A 19,500-nucleotide genomic window follows, 5' to 3' on the forward strand; every position below is an offset into this window, starting at 1 on the left:
ACGTGGCGGCCGGTTCGGCGCAACCTGGGATCACCGGGGCAGCCGCGGAGCCCGAACCCAGATCTTCGACGTCTCTGATCTCTCCTGTGCCCGAGGTCTGCGATGTCTCCCACGTACGAGAAGGCGACCCGCCATGAGCATCACGCAGCACCACCTCCTCGACACCTACCGCGCCCATCGGCTCGGGGAGCCCGCCCCGCCCGCGCCCGGCGTCAACGACTGGCAGGTCGTGCGCGAGTGGCGCGACCACCGGGAGTTCCGCGCCGCCCTGGCGGACCGTCCGGCCCATGGGCGGATACGGCGGGCCCTGGGCCGGTGGCTGCATCCGCGGTCGCGATCTACTTGCTGACCTCCTCGGTCAGCCGGGCCACGAACTCCGCGACCGCCGTCTTCACATCGTCGGCCGTCCACTCCAGGCCGGCGGCGCGCACGTAGACCTCGGTGCAGGCCAGGCCCGGACCCTTGGCGTCCCAGGGATGGCCGAACAGGACGGTCTTCGTCTCCTCGGCCTGGCGGAGCGCGGCCTCCGTGACGACGTCGGCGTCGTACGGCAGCCAGACCTGGAACTCGTTCGTGTGCGGCGGTTCGGGGTGCACCCGCGTCCACGGCACCCCGGCCGCCGCGAAGCCCTCCCGCAGCGCGGCGGCCACCACGCGCGCGTGGGCCACGTACTCGGGCAGCCGGGGCAGCTCCCGCTCCAGACCGGCCAGCGCCGACAGCACGGTGGGGAACTGCTGGAAGATCATGCCGCCGTAGCGGTGCCGCCAGGCCCTCGCCTCGTCCACCAGCGTCTGCGGTCCGGCGAGTACCGCGCCGCCGAAGCCGTCGAGGGACTTGTAGAACGACACGTACACACTGTCTGCCAGACCCGCGATCTCCTCCAGCGGGCGGCCGAAGTGGACGGTGGACTCCCACAGGCGCGCGCCGTCGAAGTGCACCACCGCGTCGCGCTCCCGTGCCGCTTCCACGACCTCGGTGAGCTCCTCCCAGGAGGGCAGCACGAAACCGGCGTCCCTGAGGGGCAGTTCGAGCATCAGCGCCCCGAACGGCTCGTCGAAGCCGCGCACCTCGTCGGCGGTCGGCAGCCGGGGCTCGCTCGTCACCTGGACCGGACGCAGACCGCTGACCTGGCTGAAGGCGTCGCGTTCGTGCACCTCGGGGTGGGCCAGGGCGTGCAGGGCGACGGTCGGATTGCCGGTGCGGCCCGCCCAGCAGCGCAGGGCGACCTGCTGGGCCATGGTGCCCGTCGGGAAGAACGCGGCCGCCTCCTTGCCGAGCAGCCCCGCGACCTTCTCCTCCAGGGCGCCGACGATGCCGTCGCCGTAGAGGTCCGCCGACTCGTCCAGGTCGTGCAGATCCAGCGCACGCGCCTCGCCCAGCAGCGCCAGGCGCTCGCGGAGGGTGCCCAGGAACCCGGGGCGCGCGAGAACCCGTCGCGCGCCGCGATAGGCAGCGATGCGCCGATCCCGGCGTCGCTTGCGCTGCTCGGCGTCCGACAAGGGCTCGGACTCCTCGGACCGCTCGACGTGCCGCCCGCTCTGTTCCGCCGTATCGCTCATGCGCGGGATCATGCCGTGCGCCCACGCGCGCGAGCACCTGCATTTCCGTCCGCCGCACGTCCCGCCGCCGCACGTCCGTCCGCACGCACTGGGGAGACCGCGCCCGCCCCCGTGTGCGCGGCGTGCGATAACCCACAGCCTGTGGACAACCGGACCCCCGTGGAACCGATCGCGTTAACATGACGAGAAATCGTCCGGTACCCAGAGCGGACTGGAACGGGAAGGCCTCCGTCGCGTGAGTACAAGCCAACAGCCAGATCCCAAGGACCGCCCCGCGCGGCTCACCGTCGGTGTCGTCGGCGCCGGCCGCGTGGGCCCCGCGCTCGCCGCGTCCCTCCAACTCGCCGGACACCGCCCGGTGGCCGTCTCCGGGGTCTCCGACGCCTCCCGGCGACGGGCCTCGCAGCTGCTCCCCGACGTGCCGCTCGTGCCGCCCGCCGAAGTCCTCGCCCGTGCGGAACTGGTGCTGCTCACCGTCCCGGACGACGCGCTGCCCGGGCTGGTCGAGGGCCTCGCCGAGACCGGGGCCGTACGGCCGGGCCAGCTGCTGGTGCACACCTCCGGGCGGTACGGCGCGAAGGTCCTGGACCCCGCCCTGCGCGCGGGCGCGCTCCCGCTGGCCCTGCACCCGGCGATGACCTTCACCGGCACTCCCGTGGACGTCCAGCGCCTGGCCGGCTGCTCCTTCGGCGTCACCGCGCCCGAGGAGCTGCGGCTGGCCGCCGAGGCCCTCGTCATCGAGATGGGCGGCGAACCCGAGTGGATCGCCGAGGACATGCGCCCGCTCTACCACGCGGCGCTCGCGCTGGGCGCCAACCACCTGGTGACGCTGGTCGCCCAGTCCATGGAGCTGCTGCGCGAGGCGGGCGTGGCCGCCCCCGACCGCATGCTCGGCCCGCTGCTCGGCGCCGCCCTCGACAACGCGCTGCGTTCTGGCGACGCGGCCCTGACCGGCCCCGTCGCGCGCGGGGACGCGGGCACCGTCGCCGCGCACGTGACGGAGCTGCGGCGCTACGCCCCGCAGACCGTCGCCGGCTATCTCGCGATGGCGCGCGCGACCGCCGACCGGGCGCTCGCCCACGGACTGCTCAAGCCGGAGCTCGCAGAGGACCTCCTCGGGGTACTCGCCACCGGGACCAACGGCGCCGAGGGAGAGGCCCGATGACCACCACCCTGCTGCGCACCGCCGGCGAACTGCACGCGCGCGTGCGCAGCGGCCGCCGCGCCGTCGTGATGACCATGGGCGCCCTGCACGAGGGCCACGCCACCCTGATCCGCACCGCGCGCGGGATCGCCGGGCCGGACGGCGAGGTCGTCGTCACCGTCTTCGTGAATCCCCTGCAGTTCGGCAAGGGCGAGGACCTCGACCGCTACCCGCGCACCCTGGAGGCCGACCTCAAGATCGCCGAACAGTCGGGCGCGGACGCCGTGTTCGCCCCCTCGGTCGACGAGGTCTACCCGGGCGGCGAGCCCCAGGTCCGCATCGGCGCCGGACCCATGGGGGAGAGCCTGGAGGGCGCCTCGCGCCCCGGCCACTTCGACGGCATGCTCACCGTCGTCGCCAAGCTGCTCCACCTCACCCGCCCCGACGTCGCCCTGTACGGCCAGAAGGACGCCCAGCAGCTCGCCCTGATCCGCCGCATGGTGCGCGACCTGAACTTCGGCGTCGAGATCGTGGGCGTCCCGACCGTGCGCGAGGAGGACGGCCTCGCGCTCTCCAGCCGCAACCGCTACCTCTCGCCCAAGGAACGGCACACGGCACTCGCGCTGTCCCAGGCGCTGTTCGCCGGCCGCGACCGGCACGCGGCCCAGGAGGCGCTGCGCGCGCGTGCACGTGAAGTGCCCGCCACGCGTGCGCGTGCCGAGGCGCTCAGCGCCATAGGGGAGTCCCGCGCGGCGGCCGACGCGCACGCCGTCGCCAAGGCCGTCCCCGGCGCCGCGGCGGCCGTCCGCGCCGCCGCACGCCTGGTGCTCGACGAGGCCGCCCGCCTCGACCCGCCGCTCGAACTGGACTACCTCGCGCTCGTGGACCCGTCCGACTTCACGGAGATCGAGGACGACTTCACCGGCGAGGCCGTCCTCGCCGTCGCCGCCCGGGTCGGGACGACCCGGCTGATCGACAACATCCCCCTCACCTTCGGAGCCGCCTCGTGACCAGCACAGGCATACGACTGCACGCGCCCGCGCCCGGGTGGTCGATCTCCGCTGACGTCGTGGTCGTCGGCTCCGGCGTCGCAGGCCTCACCGCGGCCCTGCGCTGCGAGGCCGCCGGCCTGACGACCGTCGTCGTCACCAAGGCCCGCCTCGACGACGGCTCCACCCGCTGGGCCCAGGGCGGCATCGCCGCGGCCCTCGGCGAGGGCGACACCCCCGAACAGCACCTCGACGACACCCTCGTCGCGGGCGCGGGCCTGTGCGACGAGGACGCGGTCCGCATCCTCGTCACCGAGGGCCCCGACGCCGTACGCCGCCTCATCGAGACCGGCGCCCACTTCGACGAGTCCGAGGAAGGCGGCCTGGAACTCACCCGTGAGGGCGGCCACCACCGCCGCCGTATCGCCCACGCCGGCGGCGACGCGACCGGCGCGGAGATCTCCCGCGCCCTCGTCGAGGCGGTGCGTGCGCGTGGACTGCGCACCATCGAGAACGCGCTCGTCCTCGACCTGCTGACGGACGCCGAGGGCCGTACGGCGGGCGTCACCCTGCACGTCATGGGCGAGGGCCAGCACGACGGCGTAGGAGCGGTCCACGCGCCCGCGGTGGTCCTGGCGACCGGCGGCATGGGCCAGGTCTTCTCGGCGACGACGAACCCGTCCGTCTCGACGGGCGACGGAGTCGCTCTCGCCCTGCGCGCGGGCGCCGAGGTGAGCGACCTGGAATTCGTCCAGTTCCACCCCACCGTCCTCTTCCTCGGCCCGGACGCGGAGGGCCAGCAGCCCCTGGTCTCCGAGGCCGTACGCGGCGAAGGCGCCCACCTGGTCGACGCAGGCGGCGTGCGCTTCATGCTGGGCCGGCACGAACTGGCCGAGCTCGCCCCCCGGGACATCGTCGCCAAGGGCATCATGCGCCGCATGCAGGAGCAGGACGCGGAGCACATGTTCCTCGACGCCCGCCACTTCGGCGCCGACATGTGGGAGCACCGCTTCCCGACGATCCTCGCCGCCTGCCGCGCCCACGGCATCGACCCGGTGCACGACCCCATCCCGATCGCCCCGGCCGCCCACTACGCCTCCGGCGGCGTCCGCACCGACTCCCAGGGCCGTACGACCGTCGCCGGCCTGTACGCGTGCGGCGAGGTGGCCTGCACGGGCGTGCACGGCGCCAACCGCCTGGCCTCCAACTCGCTCCTCGAAGGCCTGGTGTACGCCGAACGCATCGCGGCGGACATCGCGGCGGCCCGGGCGGCCAACGGCCTCCACGCACGCGTGCCGCACCCCGTGCCGTACCCCGAAACCCCCGAGCACCCCCTGCTCGCACCCGAGGCCCGCTTCGCGATCCAGCGGATCATGTCGGACGGCGCGGGCGTCCTGCGCTCCGCCGAGTCCCTCGTCAAGGCCGCCGAGCAGATCCAGCAACTGCACACCGACGCCCGGGACGCCCTCGCGGAGAACGGCAAGACCGCCGAGCCCGGCGTCGACACCTGGGAGGCCACCAACCTCATGTGCGTGGCCCGAGTCCTGGTCGCCGCCGCACGCCTGCGCGAGGAGACGCGAGGCTGCCACTGGCGTGAGGACGAGCCCGACCGCGACGACACGACCTGGCGCCGCCACATCGTCGTACGCCTGAACCCCGACCGCACACTGGCCGTGCACACCACCGACACCGCAGACTTCCCCCCGACCCGGCCCCAGGAGCAGTGACAGAAGTGACCACCCCCGACCTTCCCCTCGCCTCGAACGGCGGCTGCGGCGACGACTGCGCCTGCGGTGCCGACGAGGAGTACCTGGAGTGCGGCCTCGACCCCGCGCTCGCCCAGCTGCTGGCCGACGCGGGCCTCGACCCGGTCGAGATCGAGGACATCGCCAACGTCGCCATCCAGGAGGACCTGGCACACGGCGTGGACGTGACGACGGTCGCCACGATCCCCGAAGAGGCGACCGCCACCGCCGACTTCGTCGCCCGCGAGGCGGGCGTGGTGGCCGGCCTCAGGGTCGCCGAAGCGGTCGTCTCGATCGTCTGCGAGGACGAGTTCGAGGTGGAGCGCCACGTGGAGGACGGCGACAAGGTGGCGGCAGGCCAGAAGCTCCTGTCGATCACCACCCGCACCCGGGACCTCCTGACCGCCGAGCGCAGCGCCCTGAACATCCTCTGCCGCCTGTCCGGCATCGCGACGGCCACGCGCGCGTGGGCGGACGTACTGGAAGGCACGAAGGCGCGGGTCCGCGACACCCGCAAGACGACACCGGGCCTGCGCGCGCTGGAGAAGTACGCGGTGCGCTGCGGCGGCGGAGTGAACCACCGCATGTCCCTGTCGGACGCGGCCCTGGTGAAGGACAACCACGTAGTGGCCGCAGGCGGCGTGGCACAGGCCTTCAAGGCGGTCCGCGAGACCTTCCCGGAGGTCCCGATCGAGGTCGAGGTGGACACCCTCCACCAGCTCCGCGAGGTGGTCGACGCAGGCGCGGACCTGATCCTCCTGGACAACTTCACGCCGGGCGAGTGCGAGGAGGCGGTGGCGATCGTGAACGGCCGGGCAGCACTCGAGGCATCGGGCCGCCTGACCCTCGCCAACGCCAAGGCGTACGCCGAGACCGGCGTCGACTACCTGGCCGTAGGGGCCCTCACCCACTCCTCGCCGATCCTGGACATCGGCCTGGACCTGCGAGCGGCGGAGTAGGAACGGGCATGCTCCTCACCATCGACGTAGGCAACACCCACACCGTCCTCGGCCTCTTCGACGGCGAGGACATCGTCGAACACTGGCGCATCTCGACGGACTCCCGCCGCACGGCCGACGAACTGGCGGTCCTCCTCCAGGGCCTGATGGGCATGCACCCGCTCCTCGGCGAGGAACTGGGCGACGGCATCGACGGAATCGCCATCTGCGCCACGGTCCCCTCAGTCCTCCACGAGCTGCGCGAAGTGACTCGCCGCTACTACGGCGACGTCCCGGCGGTGCTGGTCGAACCGGGCGTCAAGACGGGCGTACCGATCCTGACGGACAACCCGAAGGAGGTCGGCGCGGACCGCATCATCAACGCGGTCGCGGCCGTGGAGCTCTACGGCGGCCCCGCGATCGTCGTCGACTTCGGTACGGCGACGACGTTCGACGCGGTGAGCGCGCGCGGCGAGTACGTCGGCGGTGTCATCGCCCCCGGCATCGAGATCTCGGTCGAGGCACTCGGCGTCAAGGGCGCCCAACTCCGCAAGATCGAGGTGGCCCGCCCGCGCAGCGTGATCGGCAAGAACACGGTCGAGGCGATGCAGGCCGGCATCATCTACGGCTTCGCCGGCCAGGTGGACGGCGTGGTCAGCCGCATGGCCCGCGAACTGGCGGACGACCCCGAAGACGTCACGGTCATCGCCACGGGCGGCCTGGCGCCGATGGTCCTGGGCGAGTCCTCAGTCATCGACGAACACGAGCCGTGGCTGACCCTGATCGGCCTACGCCTGGTGTACGAACGCAACGTCTCCCGCATGTGACTCCGTCGGCCGGGCCGGGCGTGGGTCGCGCGGCCCGGCGCTGACGGGACGCCGCCCGCGCCCACCCGTGCCGCGCCAGCGGCACGACTGCCCGCGGATGGCCGTACCCGCAGCCGCTTACGGCGGGAAGGGGACGTGCCGGGGGGTGTCCGCCCGCAGGGGCCGGCGTCAACAGACAGCACCTCCTGCGCAACCGAGCCGCCGGACCGAGGACGGACACCCCCCCGGCACGTCCCCGACCCACAACGCACCCGCAGGCGCTACGCGCACCCCCAACCACCCCGCACAGGCCGCCGCAGGCATCGACGCGCACCCCCCCACCACCCGAGTGGCTCCCCACGCCACACCCACCCCCGTTATGCCGCGTTTGTCTGATTAGCGCGTATCGTCGGCGCATGCCCACGCCATACGGATCCCGCGGCGGCATGGCGTTCGGTGTGGAGGAGCTGCGTGTGCTCCGCCGCGCTCTCGCCCTCGCCCTTCACCCCAGCCCCGCCAAGGCCGAGGACGTCCAGGACTGTCTCCGCCTAGCCGAGTCGCTCGACGAGGCGATGCGCGAGGGCGCCCGGATGCGTGCCTTCCTGGTGGCCGACCTCGCCCGCTGCCGCGCCACCCTCCCCGGCACCGCGGCCGGCTACCTCACCCTCCTCGAGGAGGCCCTGGGCGCCGGGTACCACCCGACCCCCGACGATCTCGCCGCCCTCCGGGCCCTGCGCGGCAACCCCACCGCCGCCACCCTCCTGGGCCGCTGCCGGGCACTCGCCGAGCAGGACGTACGAGCCCGCCTCGCGCGCGGTACCGCTGGCCCGGCCCCCCGCGTCACGCCGACCATCCCCGGCTCCCGTACGCGCTTCCTGGCCCTCCCTGGAGGCCTCTCCGACGGCCTGCCCGGCCCCGCGGTCCACCTCCCCGCCCAAGACGCCGGCGAGGAACCCGGCAAGCAGCCCCGGAAGAGGCCAGCCGAAAAGCCGGCAGCCCCCAGACCCGGCCCCGGCCCCGACCGAGCCCCAAGCCCCGAACCCGCCGCCCCGAAGCCGGCGCGCCCCATCCCCACTCCCGGCGAGGTCTTCCCGCGCCGCAAGCCGACCCCACCCCCCGCCAACCCGCCCCAGCAGCTCGCCGCAGGCTGAGCGCAACCCAGGGCTGAGGCGTGGTGGGCTCCGAAACCCCCGGCGCCCGCCGCGCCCCCACCCCCTGGCTACCCTGGACGCATGGACTACGTCTCCGCACTCCTCCCCCCGACCGTCATGGCCGTCTTCTTCATCGGTCTGATCAGGGTGATCGTGAAGACCCAGGGCGGAGCCAACAAGGCCAAGGAGGACGCGGCCGTGGACGCCGCCCTCGCGCGCGTGGAGGTCACCCGCCAGACCCCCGCGACCCCGGACGCCTGAGCCCGGACGTCCGCCCGAGCAGCCGCCCGTCGGCGCGCTCAACGGCCTGCGACTCCAAGCCCCAGCGCTTGTCGAGTCGTACGCCCTTTTTGTTTCTGTTTGCCAGATGAAGTGCACGTTCGGCACGCGAACATCCAGATCTCCCACTATTGTGCTGAACTGTGCCTCGCCCATTGGGAGAACTCGAAGACGCGGTCATGACGCGGGTGTGGAAGTGGAACCGCCCGGTGACCGTTCGAGAAGTCCTGGAAGATCTCCAGCAGGAACGGTCCATCGCCTATACCACGGTGATGACCGTTTTGGACAATCTCCATCAGAAGGGCTGGGTACGCCGCGAAGCGGAAGGCCGGGCCTATCGATATGAGGCGGTCTCCACACGAGCCGCCTACGCCGCCGCCCTGATGAACGACGCCTGGTCGCAGAGCGACAACCCCGCCGCCGCACTCGTCGCCTTCTTCGGCATGATGAGCGAGGAACAGCGCACGTCCCTGCGGGACGCCGTACGCATCGTCCAGGGCCCGGAAACGCCCGAACCCGCGCCACCGCCACCGCCCGATACGCACCGCGTTACGAGTGCCGATACCGACAGCACCGATACGAGCAGTACCGATACGAGCAGCACTGATACCCGCGGCACCGATACCCGCGGCACCGATACCGGCACCGATACGGCCCCCCATACCAGCGGCGATACCAGCCCGGATACCCGTACCGATACCGGCAGTGAGAACCCCGGCTCGGCGCAGGAGCCCGACGGGCGATAGCGTCCGCTCATGTCAGCAGAGAGCCACTCGGCCGAGAGCTCCTCGGCGGAGAGCCCAGAAGTCACCGCAAAAGCCATCACCGTCCGGCGGGCCCGCACCAGCGATGTCGAGGCGGTGCGTCGTCTCCTTGACGAGTACGTCCAGCGTCGCATCCTGCTCGACAAAGCCACGGTGACGCTTTACGAGGACATCCAGGAGTTCTGGGTCGCCGAACGCGACGACAACGGCGAGGTCGTCGGCTGCGGCGCCCTGCACGTGATGTGGGAAGACCTGGCGGAAGTCCGCACTCTGGCGGTGAAGCCCGGCCTGAAGGGCGCCGGCGTCGGTCATCAGTTGCTGAAGAAGTTGCTGCACACCGCGCGCTGGCTCGGCGTTCGACGGGTTTTCTGTCTGACCTTCGAAGTGGACTTCTTCGGCAAGCACGGCTTCGTCGAGATCGGCGAGACCCCGGTTGACACCGATGTCTACGCGGAGCTGCTGCGTTCCTATGACGAGGGCGTGGCGGAGTTCCTCGGTCTCGAACGAGTGAAACCGAACACCTTGGGCAACAGCCGGATGCTTCTGCATCTGTGATCGCCGCCCTCTATTCCGGCGGGTGACCCTGCCCAGGTGCCCTATGTCCGAAACGCGCATGTTTCCGGACCGCGGTCGGCCTGTGGGTCTCTCCCGGGGGTTTGTGTTTTTCCAGCAAAAGCGGTTTGCTTTCCGACGTACTGCAGTACTGCATATAACAGGGGACGGCGAAACGGCGGACGCCGCAGACCCCCGGCCCTCAAGTTATCGATGAAAGGAAATCCGGTGGCACAGAAGGTTCAGGTCCTTCTTGTCGACGACCTCGACGGCGGCGAGGCGGACGAGACCGTGACGTTCGCGCTGGACGGCAAGACGTACGAGATCGATCTCACGACTGCCAATGCGGACAAGCTCCGTGGCCTTCTCGACCCTTACGTGAAGGGCGGTCGTCGTACCGGAGGTCGCGCTTCGGGCGGGCGTGGAAAGGCGCGTGCCGCTTCCGGTGGCAGCCAGGACACCGCGCAGATCCGCGCGTGGGCGAAGGAGAACGGTTACGAGGTCAACGACCGCGGCCGCGTTCCGGCGTCCATTCGCGAGGCCTACGAGAAGGCCAACGCCTGATTCCAGGGCAACGCCTGATCTACAAATCGGCCGACGGCTGGGCGCCCCCGTGCCGCAGCCGCAGTCGCAGGCGGTGGCACTGCGTTGCCACCGTGTCCAGAACTCGAACCAGGTCGGGGGCGCCCCCACCGCCCCCCATGGCCGACAGTGTCGGCAGCGAGTCCTCGACCTCGCCCCCAGGCTCGGGGGGCCGCAGCCACACGGCGGCCCCCTGCACGGCGTCGGTGCGGCCCCGGGGAAGCGGCCGCACCTCGCCGGGCTCCGGCACGCCAGGATGTCGTACGGCCTTGTTCGATCGCGTATCGAGAGGCCGTACGGCCATGACCGGCCCCTGCTCGGGTGGCAGGGGCGCCTCCATGAGGTCGCCCTCGCCGAGCGTCGCCAGGTCCAGGGGCAGCGTGCCCCACTCCAGCCAGTCCAGCACCCCCGGCACCTCCTCCGCGCTGCCCGCGGACATGAGCAGCCGCATCCGCTCACCCCGGACGGCCACCGGGGAGTGAGGCGTCAGGTGGCGCAGTGCCGCGCGGCCCGCCTCGGCGGGGACGTCCAGGACGTCGAAGCGCAGACCCACGCGAAGGCTCAGGGGGGATCCCGGGGTGCCGGGCACCACCGGCCAGCCCAGTTCGTTCTCATACCACCGGCGGACCTGATCGCTCGGAGCGAGCGGCCGGCGGGGGAAGGGAATCGTGGCGAAGTCCGTGGTGATCACGGGTCGGGTGCCGACCATGCCAAGTGAAACCGCCGAATGGGCGTGCGGGTTACGCTGGGTGTCCAGGTGAATGCGCAGAGTGCGGAAAGAGGGGGCGCGCGGGGGTGTGGGGTGGCGCAAGGTTGTTCGCCCGTAGCGGAGGGAACCGGGGGGCGCGGCATGGAGTGTCAGTCCCAGCGGGTAAGACATCCCTAGTGGGAGGGGGCGACACGCAGGACAGTGGGTCTCACGTTCGCCATCGGCGTACTGATGGTGAGGGTAACCACCTGGCCTGCGGGAACATCGTCTCGCACCATCGGGTTGGAGCAGATGTCGGCGTCACGGGTCAGGAGGCCATCGACGGTGTCGGCAGTTGGAATGAGCGGTCCCCGCTTGCGGGACTAAGCTGCGGAAGGACAGGGAGGGGAAGTTCCCCCCACTGCCTGACCGCTCTGAGGAGCGATTAACGATGTTCGAGAGGTTCACCGACCGCGCGCGGCGGGTTGTCGTCCTGGCTCAGGAAGAAGCCCGGATGCTCAACCACAACTACATCGGCACCGAGCACATCCTCCTGGGCCTGATCCACGAGGGTGAGGGTGTCGCCGCCAAGGCCCTTGAGAGCCTCGGGATTTCGCTCGAGGCGGTCCGCCAGCAGGTGGAGGAGATCATCGGGCAGGGGCAGCAGGCCCCGTCCGGGCACATCCCCTTCACCCCCCGTGCCAAGAAGGTCCTGGAGCTGTCGCTCCGCGAGGCCCTTCAGCTGGGCCACAACTACATCGGCACGGAGCACATCCTGCTCGGCCTGATCCGTGAGGGCGAGGGCGTCGCCGCCCAGGTCCTGGTCAAGCTGGGCGCAGATCTCAACCGGGTGCGGCAGCAGGTCATCCAGCTGCTCTCCGGTTACCAGGGCAAGGAGACCGCCGCCGCCGGCGGGCCTGCCGAGGGCACGCCCTCGACGTCCCTGGTCCTCGACCAGTTCGGCCGGAACCTCACCCAGGCCGCTCGTGAGTCCAAGCTCGACCCGGTCATCGGGCGCGAGAAGGAGATCGAGCGGGTCATGCAGGTGCTGTCCCGCCGTACCAAGAACAACCCGGTCCTGATCGGTGAGCCCGGCGTCGGCAAGACCGCCGTCGTCGAGGGCCTCGCCCAGGCCATCGTCAAGGGCGAGGTGCCCGAGACCCTCAAGGACAAGCACCTCTACACCCTGGACCTCGGCGCGCTGGTCGCCGGCTCCCGCTACCGCGGTGACTTCGAGGAGCGCCTGAAGAAGGTGCTCAAGGAGATCCGCACCCGCGGCGACATCATCCTGTTCATCGACGAGCTCCACACGCTGGTCGGTGCGGGTGCCGCCGAGGGCGCCATCGACGCGGCTTCCATCCTGAAGCCGATGCTGGCCCGCGGTGAGCTGCAGACCATCGGTGCGACCACGCTGGACGAGTACCGCAAGCACCTGGAGAAGGACGCGGCCCTCGAGCGCCGCTTCCAGCCCATCCAGGTCGCCGAGCCGTCCCTGCCGCACACGATCGAGATCCTCAAGGGTCTGCGTGACCGGTACGAGGCCCACCACCGCGTGTCCATCACGGACGAGGCGCTGGTCCAGGCCGCCACCCTGGCCGACCGGTACATCTCGGACCGCTTCCTGCCGGACAAGGCGATCGACCTGATCGACGAGGCCGGTTCCCGGATGCGTATCCGCCGGATGACCGCGCCGCCGGACCTGCGCGAGTTCGACGAGAAGATCGCCGGCGTCCGCCGCGACAAGGAGTCCGCGATCGACTCGCAGGACTTCGAGAAGGCCGCCTCTCTCCGCGACAAGGAGAAGCAGCTCCTGGCCGCCAAGGCCAAGCGGGAGAAGGAGTGGAAGGCCGGCGACATGGACGTCGTCGCCGAGGTCGACGGCGAGCTGATCGCCGAGGTCCTCGCGACGGCCACCGGCATCCCGGTCTTCAAGCTGACCGAGGAGGAGTCCTCGCGTCTGCTGCGCATGGAGGACGAGCTCCACAAGCGGGTCATCGGCCAGGTCGACGCCGTCAAGGCGCTGTCGAAGGCGATCCGCCGTACGCGTGCCGGTCTGAAGGACCCGAAGCGTCCGGGTGGTTCGTTCATCTTCGCCGGCCCGTCCGGTGTCGGTAAGACCGAGCTGTCCAAGGCCCTCGCCGAGTTCCTCTTCGGTGACGAGGACGCGCTGATCTCCCTCGACATGTCGGAGTTCAGCGAGAAGCACACGGTGTCGCGTCTCTTCGGTTCGCCCCCCGGCTACGTGGGCTACGAAGAGGGCGGCCAGCTGACCGAGAAGGTCCGCCGCAAGCCGTTCTCCGTCGTCCTCTTCGACGAGGTCGAGAAGGCCCACCCGGACATCTTCAACTCGCTGCTGCAGATCCTGGAGGACGGTCGTCTGACCGACTCCCAGGGCCGGGTCGTGGACTTCAAGAACACGGTCATCATCATGACGACCAACCTCGGCACCCGGGACATCTCCAAGGGCTTCAACCTGGGCTTCGCGGCCTCGGGTGACACGAAGACCAACTACGAGCGCATGAAGAACAAGGTCTCGGACGAGCTCAAGCAGCACTTCCGGCCCGAGTTCCTCAACCGCGTCGACGACGTGGTCGTCTTCCCGCAGCTGACCCAGGACGACATCCTCGCGATCGTCGACCTGATGATCGGCAAGGTGGACGAGCGCCTGAAGGACCGGGACATGGGCATCGAGCTCTCCCAGTCCGCCAAGGAGCTGCTGTCCAAGAAGGGTTACGACCCCGTGCTGGGCGCCCGGCCGCTGCGCCGCACGATCCAGCGCGAGATCGAGGACTCGCTGTCGGAGAAGATCCTCTTCGGCGAGCTGCGTCCCGGTCACATCGTGGTCGTGGACACCGAGGGCGAGGGCGAAGCCAAGACCTTCACCTTCCGCGGTGAGGAGAAGGCGGCGCTGCCGGACGTTCCGCCGATCGAGCAGGCGGCCGGTGGAACCGGGCCGAACCTGAGCAAGGACGCCTGATCCTCCGGGGTTGAGCCGAAGAAAGGGGCCGGTGCTTTCCAGCACCGGCCCCTTTCGCATGCCCAGGACGGGGTGGCTTACGACAACTGCCCGTCGTAGTCCGGCAGCTTGTACGTCTTCTCGGCGTGGCCGCCCGACAGGTCGGTGGTGCTGTTGCCGACGTTCGCGATGATCGTGTAGCCCTTCGACTCGATGTCGACGCGCTGGGCCGTCTTGTAGTCGGCGACGTTCTTGAAGAGGTCGACGAAGCTGCGCACGTAGAGGCCGGATACCTGGTAACCGACGTGCTTGAGGTTGTAGTCGGTCACCGAGTAGATGATGCCCGGGCGGGCGGTCACGAAGAACAGGGAGACGCCGTGCTCCTGGGCGTACTTGGCGACCGCCAGGACCGGCCCGTTGGCCGGCTGCGGGTAGCTGAAGCCGAAGTCCGTCTCCAGGGTGGTGTTGTCGATGTCGAAGACGATCGCCTGCTTCTCACCCGGCTTGGTGTTCGCGATCCGCTGCTTCAGGTACGGCAACGCCTGGTCCATCACCGCCTGGCAGTCCTTCTGCCAGGTGTCGTAGTCGACATCCTCGGCTGCTGCCGTGCCGGTGCCGGTGGCGGTGGCGGCGGTGGTGGTGGCGGAGGTGCTCGTGGTCGCGGTCGTCATGGCGTCCGCGGGGACCGCGAGTGCCACGAGGGCTGCCGCGGAGACGGTGCTGACCGTTATTCGGCGAGCCCAGGGGCGAAGCGTCATGTGGGGGGTCCTCTCACGTCACGTGCGCTGGGTTGTCGCGTGCATGTTCGTGGGTGCGGGTGGCTGGTGGGGAACCAGCGGGTTACCGGACGGTAGCTCAACTTGAGGCGTCGCTCACATAGTTGGGCGCCGATTTGTTGCGGAAAAGCGGAGTGGAAGGCGTAGCGCCCGTCACATTCCGGGGTCTCGCGATTGCGCTCGGCGGTGATGTGCCGCACAGGCGATTTGTCCGTTACTAGCGGGAATAGTGGAAACGGGATCACGGACAAAAGGGATGTTCAACTCGAAATCCCGCGTCATCCTGCGTCTGATTTCGGCGTCAATACTGGTTCGTCCGTATTGAGTGCTCTGTCAAGATGCGGGGATTTTTGTGGGGGAGTACTAGCGTCCGTCGTAGATCAGGGGTTTTGGGGTTCGAGGGGAGCCGGGTTACCAAGGGATGGCCATCCGGTGAGGGCTTGTGCGCCGGGTGGTTCTCTCTGTCGTCGTCCCCATGAGGTTTCGAATGTCCCCGCGCTTCTCGTTCCGTCCGTCCCGTACGTCCTCGATCCGCAACCGTGCCGCTGTGCTGGCCGCCGGCCTGGGGGCCTCGGTCGTGCTGGGCGCCGGAGGCGCGGTCGCCGCCGAGATGACCTCCGCCACCGGTGTCTCCACCGCCGTACAGGCTCAGGCCGCCGCGAAGAAGGCCCCCGCCAAGAAGGCCGTCTCCTGGGTGAGCCCGGTGAAGAAGTACACGAAGTCCGCCAGCTTCGCCCAGGCGGGCGGCATGTGGCAGTCCACCCACAGCGGGCAGGACTTCGCCGTCGCCAGCGGCACCCAGGTCGTGGCCGCGCACGGCGGCACCGTCGTCAAGGCCGGCGGCAACGGCGCAGGTGACGGTCCCGCGTACGGCAACGCCGTCGTCATCAAGCACGGCAACGGGACCTACTCCCAGTACGCCCACCTGTCGCGCATCGACGTGAAGGTCGGCCAGGTCGTCAAGGCCGGGCAGCACATAGCCAAGTCCGGCAACACCGGTAACTCCAGCGGGCCGCACCTGCACTTCGAGATCCGTACGACCGCCAACTACGGCTCCGCGGTCGACCCCGTCGCCTTCCTGCGGGCCAAGGGTCTGAAGATCTGAGTCTCTGAGCCGGTCAGGCGCCCTTGTGCGCCTGGGTGATCAGATCCGTGGCGACCTCGAGGACGGCCTTGCGCTTCTCCTCGGGGTCGCCTTCGAGGTCCTTCAGGACGAACATCCCGGCGTGCATCGTGAACAGGGCGCTGATGCAGCGGACCTGGTCGACGAGGTCGGCGTCCGGATCGATGATGATGTCGCGCATGCTGAGCATGCGGTTCTTGAACATCTCGCCGATGCTCAGCTCACGGACCGTGGCCTGGTTCTCCTGCATGAAGCGGAACAGCGGGGCCGCGCCGGTCAGGGTCTGGCTGTAGCGGCGCACGATCTCCTGCTTGGTCTCGAGTGTGTGCGGCTGCTGCTTGCCCCACTCGATCAGGTCCTCGATCGGCTTCGTCAGGTCCTCGAAGAGGCTGACGATGATCTCTTCCTTGGTCTTGAAGTGGTAGTACAAGGCCGCTTTCGTGACCTCCAGGCGCTCAGCGATCTCGCGCAGGGAGGTCTTCTCGTAGCCCTGTTCGGCGAAGAGTTCGAGGGCTACGTCCTGGATGCGCTGGCGGGTGTTCCCGCGGCGCCGCTGCTTGGTGCCGTCCATGGTGCCACCCATCCTCGTACTCCTCGGCTTTCCACAAAACTTACTTGACGCCCGGCTAGTTACGCGCCTACCTTCCCTGAGTGTAGACAACTAGCCGGGCGGCAAGTAAGTGCAAGCGAGTGGCCGGGGGAGAGGGAATCATGGCGGACACGAAGTCAGTTGAGTCGGGGGCGGCGGAGCCGGGCGGGAAACAGCCGAAGAGCGTACGGGTCGTGCTGCTTGCGCTGATGATCACGATGATGCTCGCGATGCTCGACAACATGATCGTGGGCACGGCGATGCCGACGATCGTGGGTGATCTGGGCGGTCTGGAGCATCTGTCGTGGGTCGTGACGTCGTACACGCTGGCGACCGCGGCCTCCACTCCGCTGTGGGGCAAGCTCGGCGACATGTACGGACGCAAGGGCGTCTTCATGTCGTCGATCGTGCTGTTTCTGATCGGCTCCGCGCTGAGCGGCATGGCCCACGGCATGGGGCAGCTGATCGCGTTCCGGGCGGTGCAGGGGCTCGGTGCCGGTGGCCTGATGGTCGGCGTCATGGCGATCATCGGTGATCTGATTCCGCCGCGGGAGCGGGGCAAGTACCAGGGCATGATGGCCGGCGTGATGGCGCTCGCGATGATCGGCGGGCCGCTGGTCGGTGGCACCATCACCGACCACTGGGGCTGGCGCTGGGCCTTCTACATCAACCTGCCGCTCGGTATCGTCGCGCTCGCCGCGATCAGTGCCGTACTGCATCTGCCGAAGAAGCGGACGCAGGCGCGGATCGACTACCTGGGGGCGGCGCTGCTGACCGTGGGGATCACCGCGATCGTGCTGGTCACCACGTGGGGCGGTACGGAGTACGCCTGGACGTCCGCGGTGATCATGGAGCTCATCGGGATCGGGGTCGCGGCGCTCGTCGGGTTCGTGTTCTGGCAGACCAAGGCGGCGGAGCCGGTCGTGCCGCTGCACATCTTCCGCAGCCGGAACTTCACGCTGATGTCCGTGATCGGGTTCATCACCGGGTTCGTGATGTTCGGTGCGACGCTGTTCCTGCCGCTGTATCAGCAGTCGGTGCAGGGTGCTACCGCCACCAATTCCGGGCTGCTGTTGCTGCCGATGCTCGGGGCGATGCTGGTCACCTCGATGGTCGCGGGGCGGGTGACCACGAGCACCGGACGGTACAAGGCGTTCCCGGTGGTCGGCAGTGTGCTGATGATCGCCGGGCTGTATCTGCTGTCGCTGATGGACACCGGGACCAGCCGGTTCACGTCCGGTGTCTACATGGCCGTGGTCGGGCTCGGTATGGGCTGTCTGATGCAGATCACGATGCTGGTCGCGCAGAACAGTGTCGAGATGAAGGACATGGGCGTCGCGTCCTCGTCCACCACGCTCTTCCGTACGCTCGGGTCCTCGTTCGGTGTCGCGATCATGGGGGCGCTGTTCAACAGCCGCGTGCAGGACGTCATGGCCGAGCGGGGCGGGGCGCTGGGGGCGAAGGTGACCGAGCAGTCGGCGCAGCTGGATGCGGCGGGTCTGGAGAGGTTGCCGGTCGCTGTGAAGGAGGCGTATCAGCATGCGGTGTCTTCTGGGACGCATTCGGCGTTTCTGCTGGGGGCCGTGATCGCTGTGGTGGCCTTGGTGGCGGCTGTGTTTGTGAAGGAGGTGCCGCTCAGGGGGGCGGGGCCGAAGGGGGACGCTGGGGCTGCGGACGATGCGGCGGCCAAGGCTGCGGTGGTGGAGGCGGTCTGACCTAGGCCGTCTGAGTAGGCCGTCTGATCAGGCGGTGCGTGTGGGGCCCTCGGGGGATGTTCTGCCCGGGGGCCGCTGCCTTTTGTTGAACCCCCGTCGGCCCTGAACGGGCCTCGTCCTCAAACGCCGGACCGGCTGAGTGATGCCGACCGGCGCCGGCAGGCGACCGCCGGCATTGTCAGTGGGGCGTGTCACCATCGGCGGTATGGGCAAAGTGCGGCAGTTGAGGCTGGCGAAGGACGCCATGGATCGGGACTGGGCCGACCCCGGGCTCGACCTGGATGCCGTGGCCGCGCATGCCGGGTACTCGCGGTATCACTTCGTGCGGGCGTTCAAGGCGGCGTACGGGCAGACGCCGGGGCAGTATCTGACGCATCGGCGGATCGAGCGGGCCGAGGAGTATCTGCGGGGGGCCGATCTGGCCGTGACGGAGATCTGCCATCTGGTCGGGTTCAGCAGCGTCGGTACGTTCTCGGCGAAGTTCAAGGCGCGGACCGCGCTGACCCCGACCGAGTACCGGGAGAAGCATGTCGGGCGCGGGGCCGCGTTGATACCGGGGTGCTACGCGATGTTGTGGGCCGGGGGCTTTCGGCGGCGGGCGGATGAGGCGCAGGCGCAGGAGAGCAACTCTGGAGAAGCGTGCTGACCTCGCCCCTGCCTACCGTGACGGAGAGGAACGACAAGCCAGAGCACGGGAGAGCAGCGTCATGATCAAGGGCCTCGGCATCACCACCGTATGGACGTTTGACCAGCAGCGCACCAAGGCGTTCTTCACCGAGAAGATCGGCTTCGAGGTGCGGAACGACCTCTCCATGGGCGATATGCGGTGGGTCACCGTGGGCGCCAAGGATCAGCCGGATGTCGAGCTCGCGCTGATGAGTCTCGATGGGCCGGGGCTCGACCCCGAGTCCTCCGAGGCGCTGAAGAAGCTCGTCGGGAAGGGGGTCATCGGGGCCGGGGCGTTCCGGACCGATGACTGCCGGAGGGACTACGAGACCTTCAAGGCGCGCGGGGTGGAGTTCATCCAGGAGCCCCAGGAGCGGCCGTACGGCATAGAGGCGATCTTCCGCGACGACAACGGCAACTGGTACTCGCTGACCGAGCGGAGTGAGGAGCTCGACTTCTCCAAGTCGTTCGGGTGAGC

General features: G+C 69.6%; 20 protein-coding genes. 16 read left to right on the forward strand and 4 right to left on the reverse strand.

The genetic code is table 11. The features are described 5' to 3' along the window. Window positions 1-133: 133 nt before the first annotated feature. The gene (locus PBV52_RS27510; RefSeq protein WP_274241764.1) at window positions 134-349 is read left to right on the forward strand and encodes a hypothetical protein; all 216 of its coding nucleotides are present in this window, start codon (window positions 134-136) and stop codon (window positions 347-349) included. Here the strand turns inward: PBV52_RS27510 and PBV52_RS27515 are convergent. Beyond that, on the reverse strand, window positions 339-1,559 hold the full coding sequence (locus tag PBV52_RS27515) for a low specificity L-threonine aldolase (protein WP_274241766.1): 1,221 nt from the start codon (window positions 1,557-1,559) through the stop codon (window positions 339-341). The genes PBV52_RS27510 and PBV52_RS27515 overlap by 11 nt on opposite strands. 235 nt (window positions 1,560-1,794) lie before the next feature. Between PBV52_RS27515 and PBV52_RS27520 the strand changes: the two genes are divergently transcribed. The 10 genes from PBV52_RS27520 (at window position 1,795) to PBV52_RS27565 (ending at window position 10,491) form a co-directional block, all read left to right on the forward strand. Continuing rightward, complete coding sequence (locus tag PBV52_RS27520; protein ID WP_274241767.1) at window positions 1,795-2,724, forward strand: Rossmann-like and DUF2520 domain-containing protein; 930 nt, start codon at window positions 1,795-1,797, stop codon at window positions 2,722-2,724. Then, on the forward strand, window positions 2,721-3,713 hold the full coding sequence (gene panC / locus PBV52_RS27525; protein WP_274241768.1) for a pantoate--beta-alanine ligase: 993 nt from the start codon (window positions 2,721-2,723) through the stop codon (window positions 3,711-3,713). Before PBV52_RS27520 ends, panC begins: the two co-directional genes overlap by 4 nt. Beyond that, window positions 3,710-5,419 (forward strand): L-aspartate oxidase, encoded by a 1,710-nt coding sequence (locus PBV52_RS27530; RefSeq protein ID WP_274241770.1) that lies wholly within the window; start codon window positions 3,710-3,712, stop codon window positions 5,417-5,419. Before panC ends, PBV52_RS27530 begins: the two co-directional genes overlap by 4 nt. Window positions 5,420-5,424: 5 nt before the next feature. Then, window positions 5,425-6,396, forward strand: coding sequence for a carboxylating nicotinate-nucleotide diphosphorylase (gene nadC / locus PBV52_RS27535; RefSeq protein WP_274241771.1), 972 nt, complete (start codon window positions 5,425-5,427; stop codon window positions 6,394-6,396). Window positions 6,397-6,404: 8 nt separating this feature from the next. Beyond that, complete coding sequence (locus tag PBV52_RS27540) at window positions 6,405-7,202, forward strand: type III pantothenate kinase (RefSeq protein ID WP_274241773.1); 798 nt, start codon at window positions 6,405-6,407, stop codon at window positions 7,200-7,202. A 425-nt stretch (window positions 7,203-7,627) separates the two neighbouring features. Continuing rightward, entirely contained in the window at window positions 7,628-8,332 is a 705-nt protein-coding gene (locus PBV52_RS27545; RefSeq protein WP_274249618.1) for a hypothetical protein, read from the forward strand. An 81-nt stretch (window positions 8,333-8,413) separates the two neighbouring features. Next, on the forward strand, window positions 8,414-8,593 hold the full coding sequence (locus tag PBV52_RS27550; protein WP_274241774.1) for a hypothetical protein: 180 nt from the start codon (window positions 8,414-8,416) through the stop codon (window positions 8,591-8,593). A 197-nt stretch (window positions 8,594-8,790) separates the two neighbouring features. After that, window positions 8,791-9,357: a BlaI/MecI/CopY family transcriptional regulator gene (locus PBV52_RS27555; protein WP_373922028.1), complete on the forward strand. Its 567-nt coding sequence runs from the start codon at window positions 8,791-8,793 to the stop codon at window positions 9,355-9,357. A gap of 9 nt (window positions 9,358-9,366) precedes the next feature. Beyond that, on the forward strand, window positions 9,367-9,930 hold the full coding sequence (locus tag PBV52_RS27560; RefSeq protein WP_274241776.1) for an amino-acid N-acetyltransferase: 564 nt from the start codon (window positions 9,367-9,369) through the stop codon (window positions 9,928-9,930). A gap of 225 nt (window positions 9,931-10,155) precedes the next feature. Then, the gene (locus PBV52_RS27565; RefSeq protein WP_030959275.1) at window positions 10,156-10,491 is read left to right on the forward strand and encodes an Lsr2 family protein; all 336 of its coding nucleotides are present in this window, start codon (window positions 10,156-10,158) and stop codon (window positions 10,489-10,491) included. 19 nt (window positions 10,492-10,510) lie between these two features. Here PBV52_RS27565 and PBV52_RS27570 read toward each other — a convergent pair whose 3' ends face one another. Continuing rightward, complete coding sequence (locus PBV52_RS27570; protein WP_274241778.1) at window positions 10,511-11,218, reverse strand: SCO3374 family protein; 708 nt, start codon at window positions 11,216-11,218, stop codon at window positions 10,511-10,513. Window positions 11,219-11,648: 430 nt separating this feature from the next. On the opposite strand from PBV52_RS27570, the gene PBV52_RS27575 reads away from it, so the two are divergent. Next, entirely contained in the window at window positions 11,649-14,174 is a 2,526-nt protein-coding gene (locus PBV52_RS27575; protein ID WP_274241780.1) for an ATP-dependent Clp protease ATP-binding subunit, read from the forward strand. A 77-nt stretch (window positions 14,175-14,251) separates the two neighbouring features. On the opposite strand, the gene PBV52_RS27580 is transcribed toward PBV52_RS27575, so the two are convergent. Further along, a complete protein-coding gene (locus PBV52_RS27580) occupies window positions 14,252-14,911 on the reverse strand; it encodes an HAD family acid phosphatase (RefSeq protein ID WP_274241781.1) in 660 nt (219 codons plus the stop codon). A gap of 505 nt (window positions 14,912-15,416) precedes the next feature. Here PBV52_RS27580 and PBV52_RS27585 point away from each other — a divergent pair. After that, window positions 15,417-16,034 carry a M23 family metallopeptidase gene (locus PBV52_RS27585; protein WP_274249620.1) on the forward strand — a complete coding sequence of 206 codons (618 nt, stop codon included), beginning with the start codon at window positions 15,417-15,419 and terminating at the stop codon, window positions 16,032-16,034. 13 nt (window positions 16,035-16,047) lie between these two features. Here the strand turns inward: PBV52_RS27585 and PBV52_RS27590 are convergent, their stop codons facing one another. Next, a complete protein-coding gene (locus tag PBV52_RS27590) occupies window positions 16,048-16,635 on the reverse strand; it encodes a TetR/AcrR family transcriptional regulator (protein ID WP_274241782.1) in 588 nt (195 codons plus the stop codon). A gap of 128 nt (window positions 16,636-16,763) precedes the next feature. Here PBV52_RS27590 and PBV52_RS27595 point away from each other — a divergent pair, with 128 nt between their 5' ends. The 3 genes from PBV52_RS27595 (at window position 16,764) to PBV52_RS27605 (ending at window position 19,498) form a co-directional block, all read left to right on the forward strand. Then, a complete protein-coding gene (locus tag PBV52_RS27595) occupies window positions 16,764-18,356 on the forward strand; it encodes an MDR family MFS transporter (protein WP_274241783.1) in 1,593 nt (530 codons plus the stop codon). Window positions 18,357-18,561: 205 nt separating this feature from the next. After that, window positions 18,562-19,002, forward strand: a complete 441-nt coding sequence (locus tag PBV52_RS27600; RefSeq protein ID WP_274241785.1) for a helix-turn-helix transcriptional regulator — start codon at window positions 18,562-18,564, stop codon at window positions 19,000-19,002. A gap of 61 nt (window positions 19,003-19,063) precedes the next feature. Continuing rightward, entirely contained in the window at window positions 19,064-19,498 is a 435-nt protein-coding gene (locus tag PBV52_RS27605) for a VOC family protein (protein ID WP_274241786.1), read from the forward strand. Window positions 19,499-19,500 lie beyond the last annotated feature (2 nt).

It is taken from the genome of Streptomyces sp. T12 (assembly GCF_028736035.1).
GTDB lineage: Bacteria > Actinomycetota > Actinomycetes > Streptomycetales > Streptomycetaceae > Streptomyces.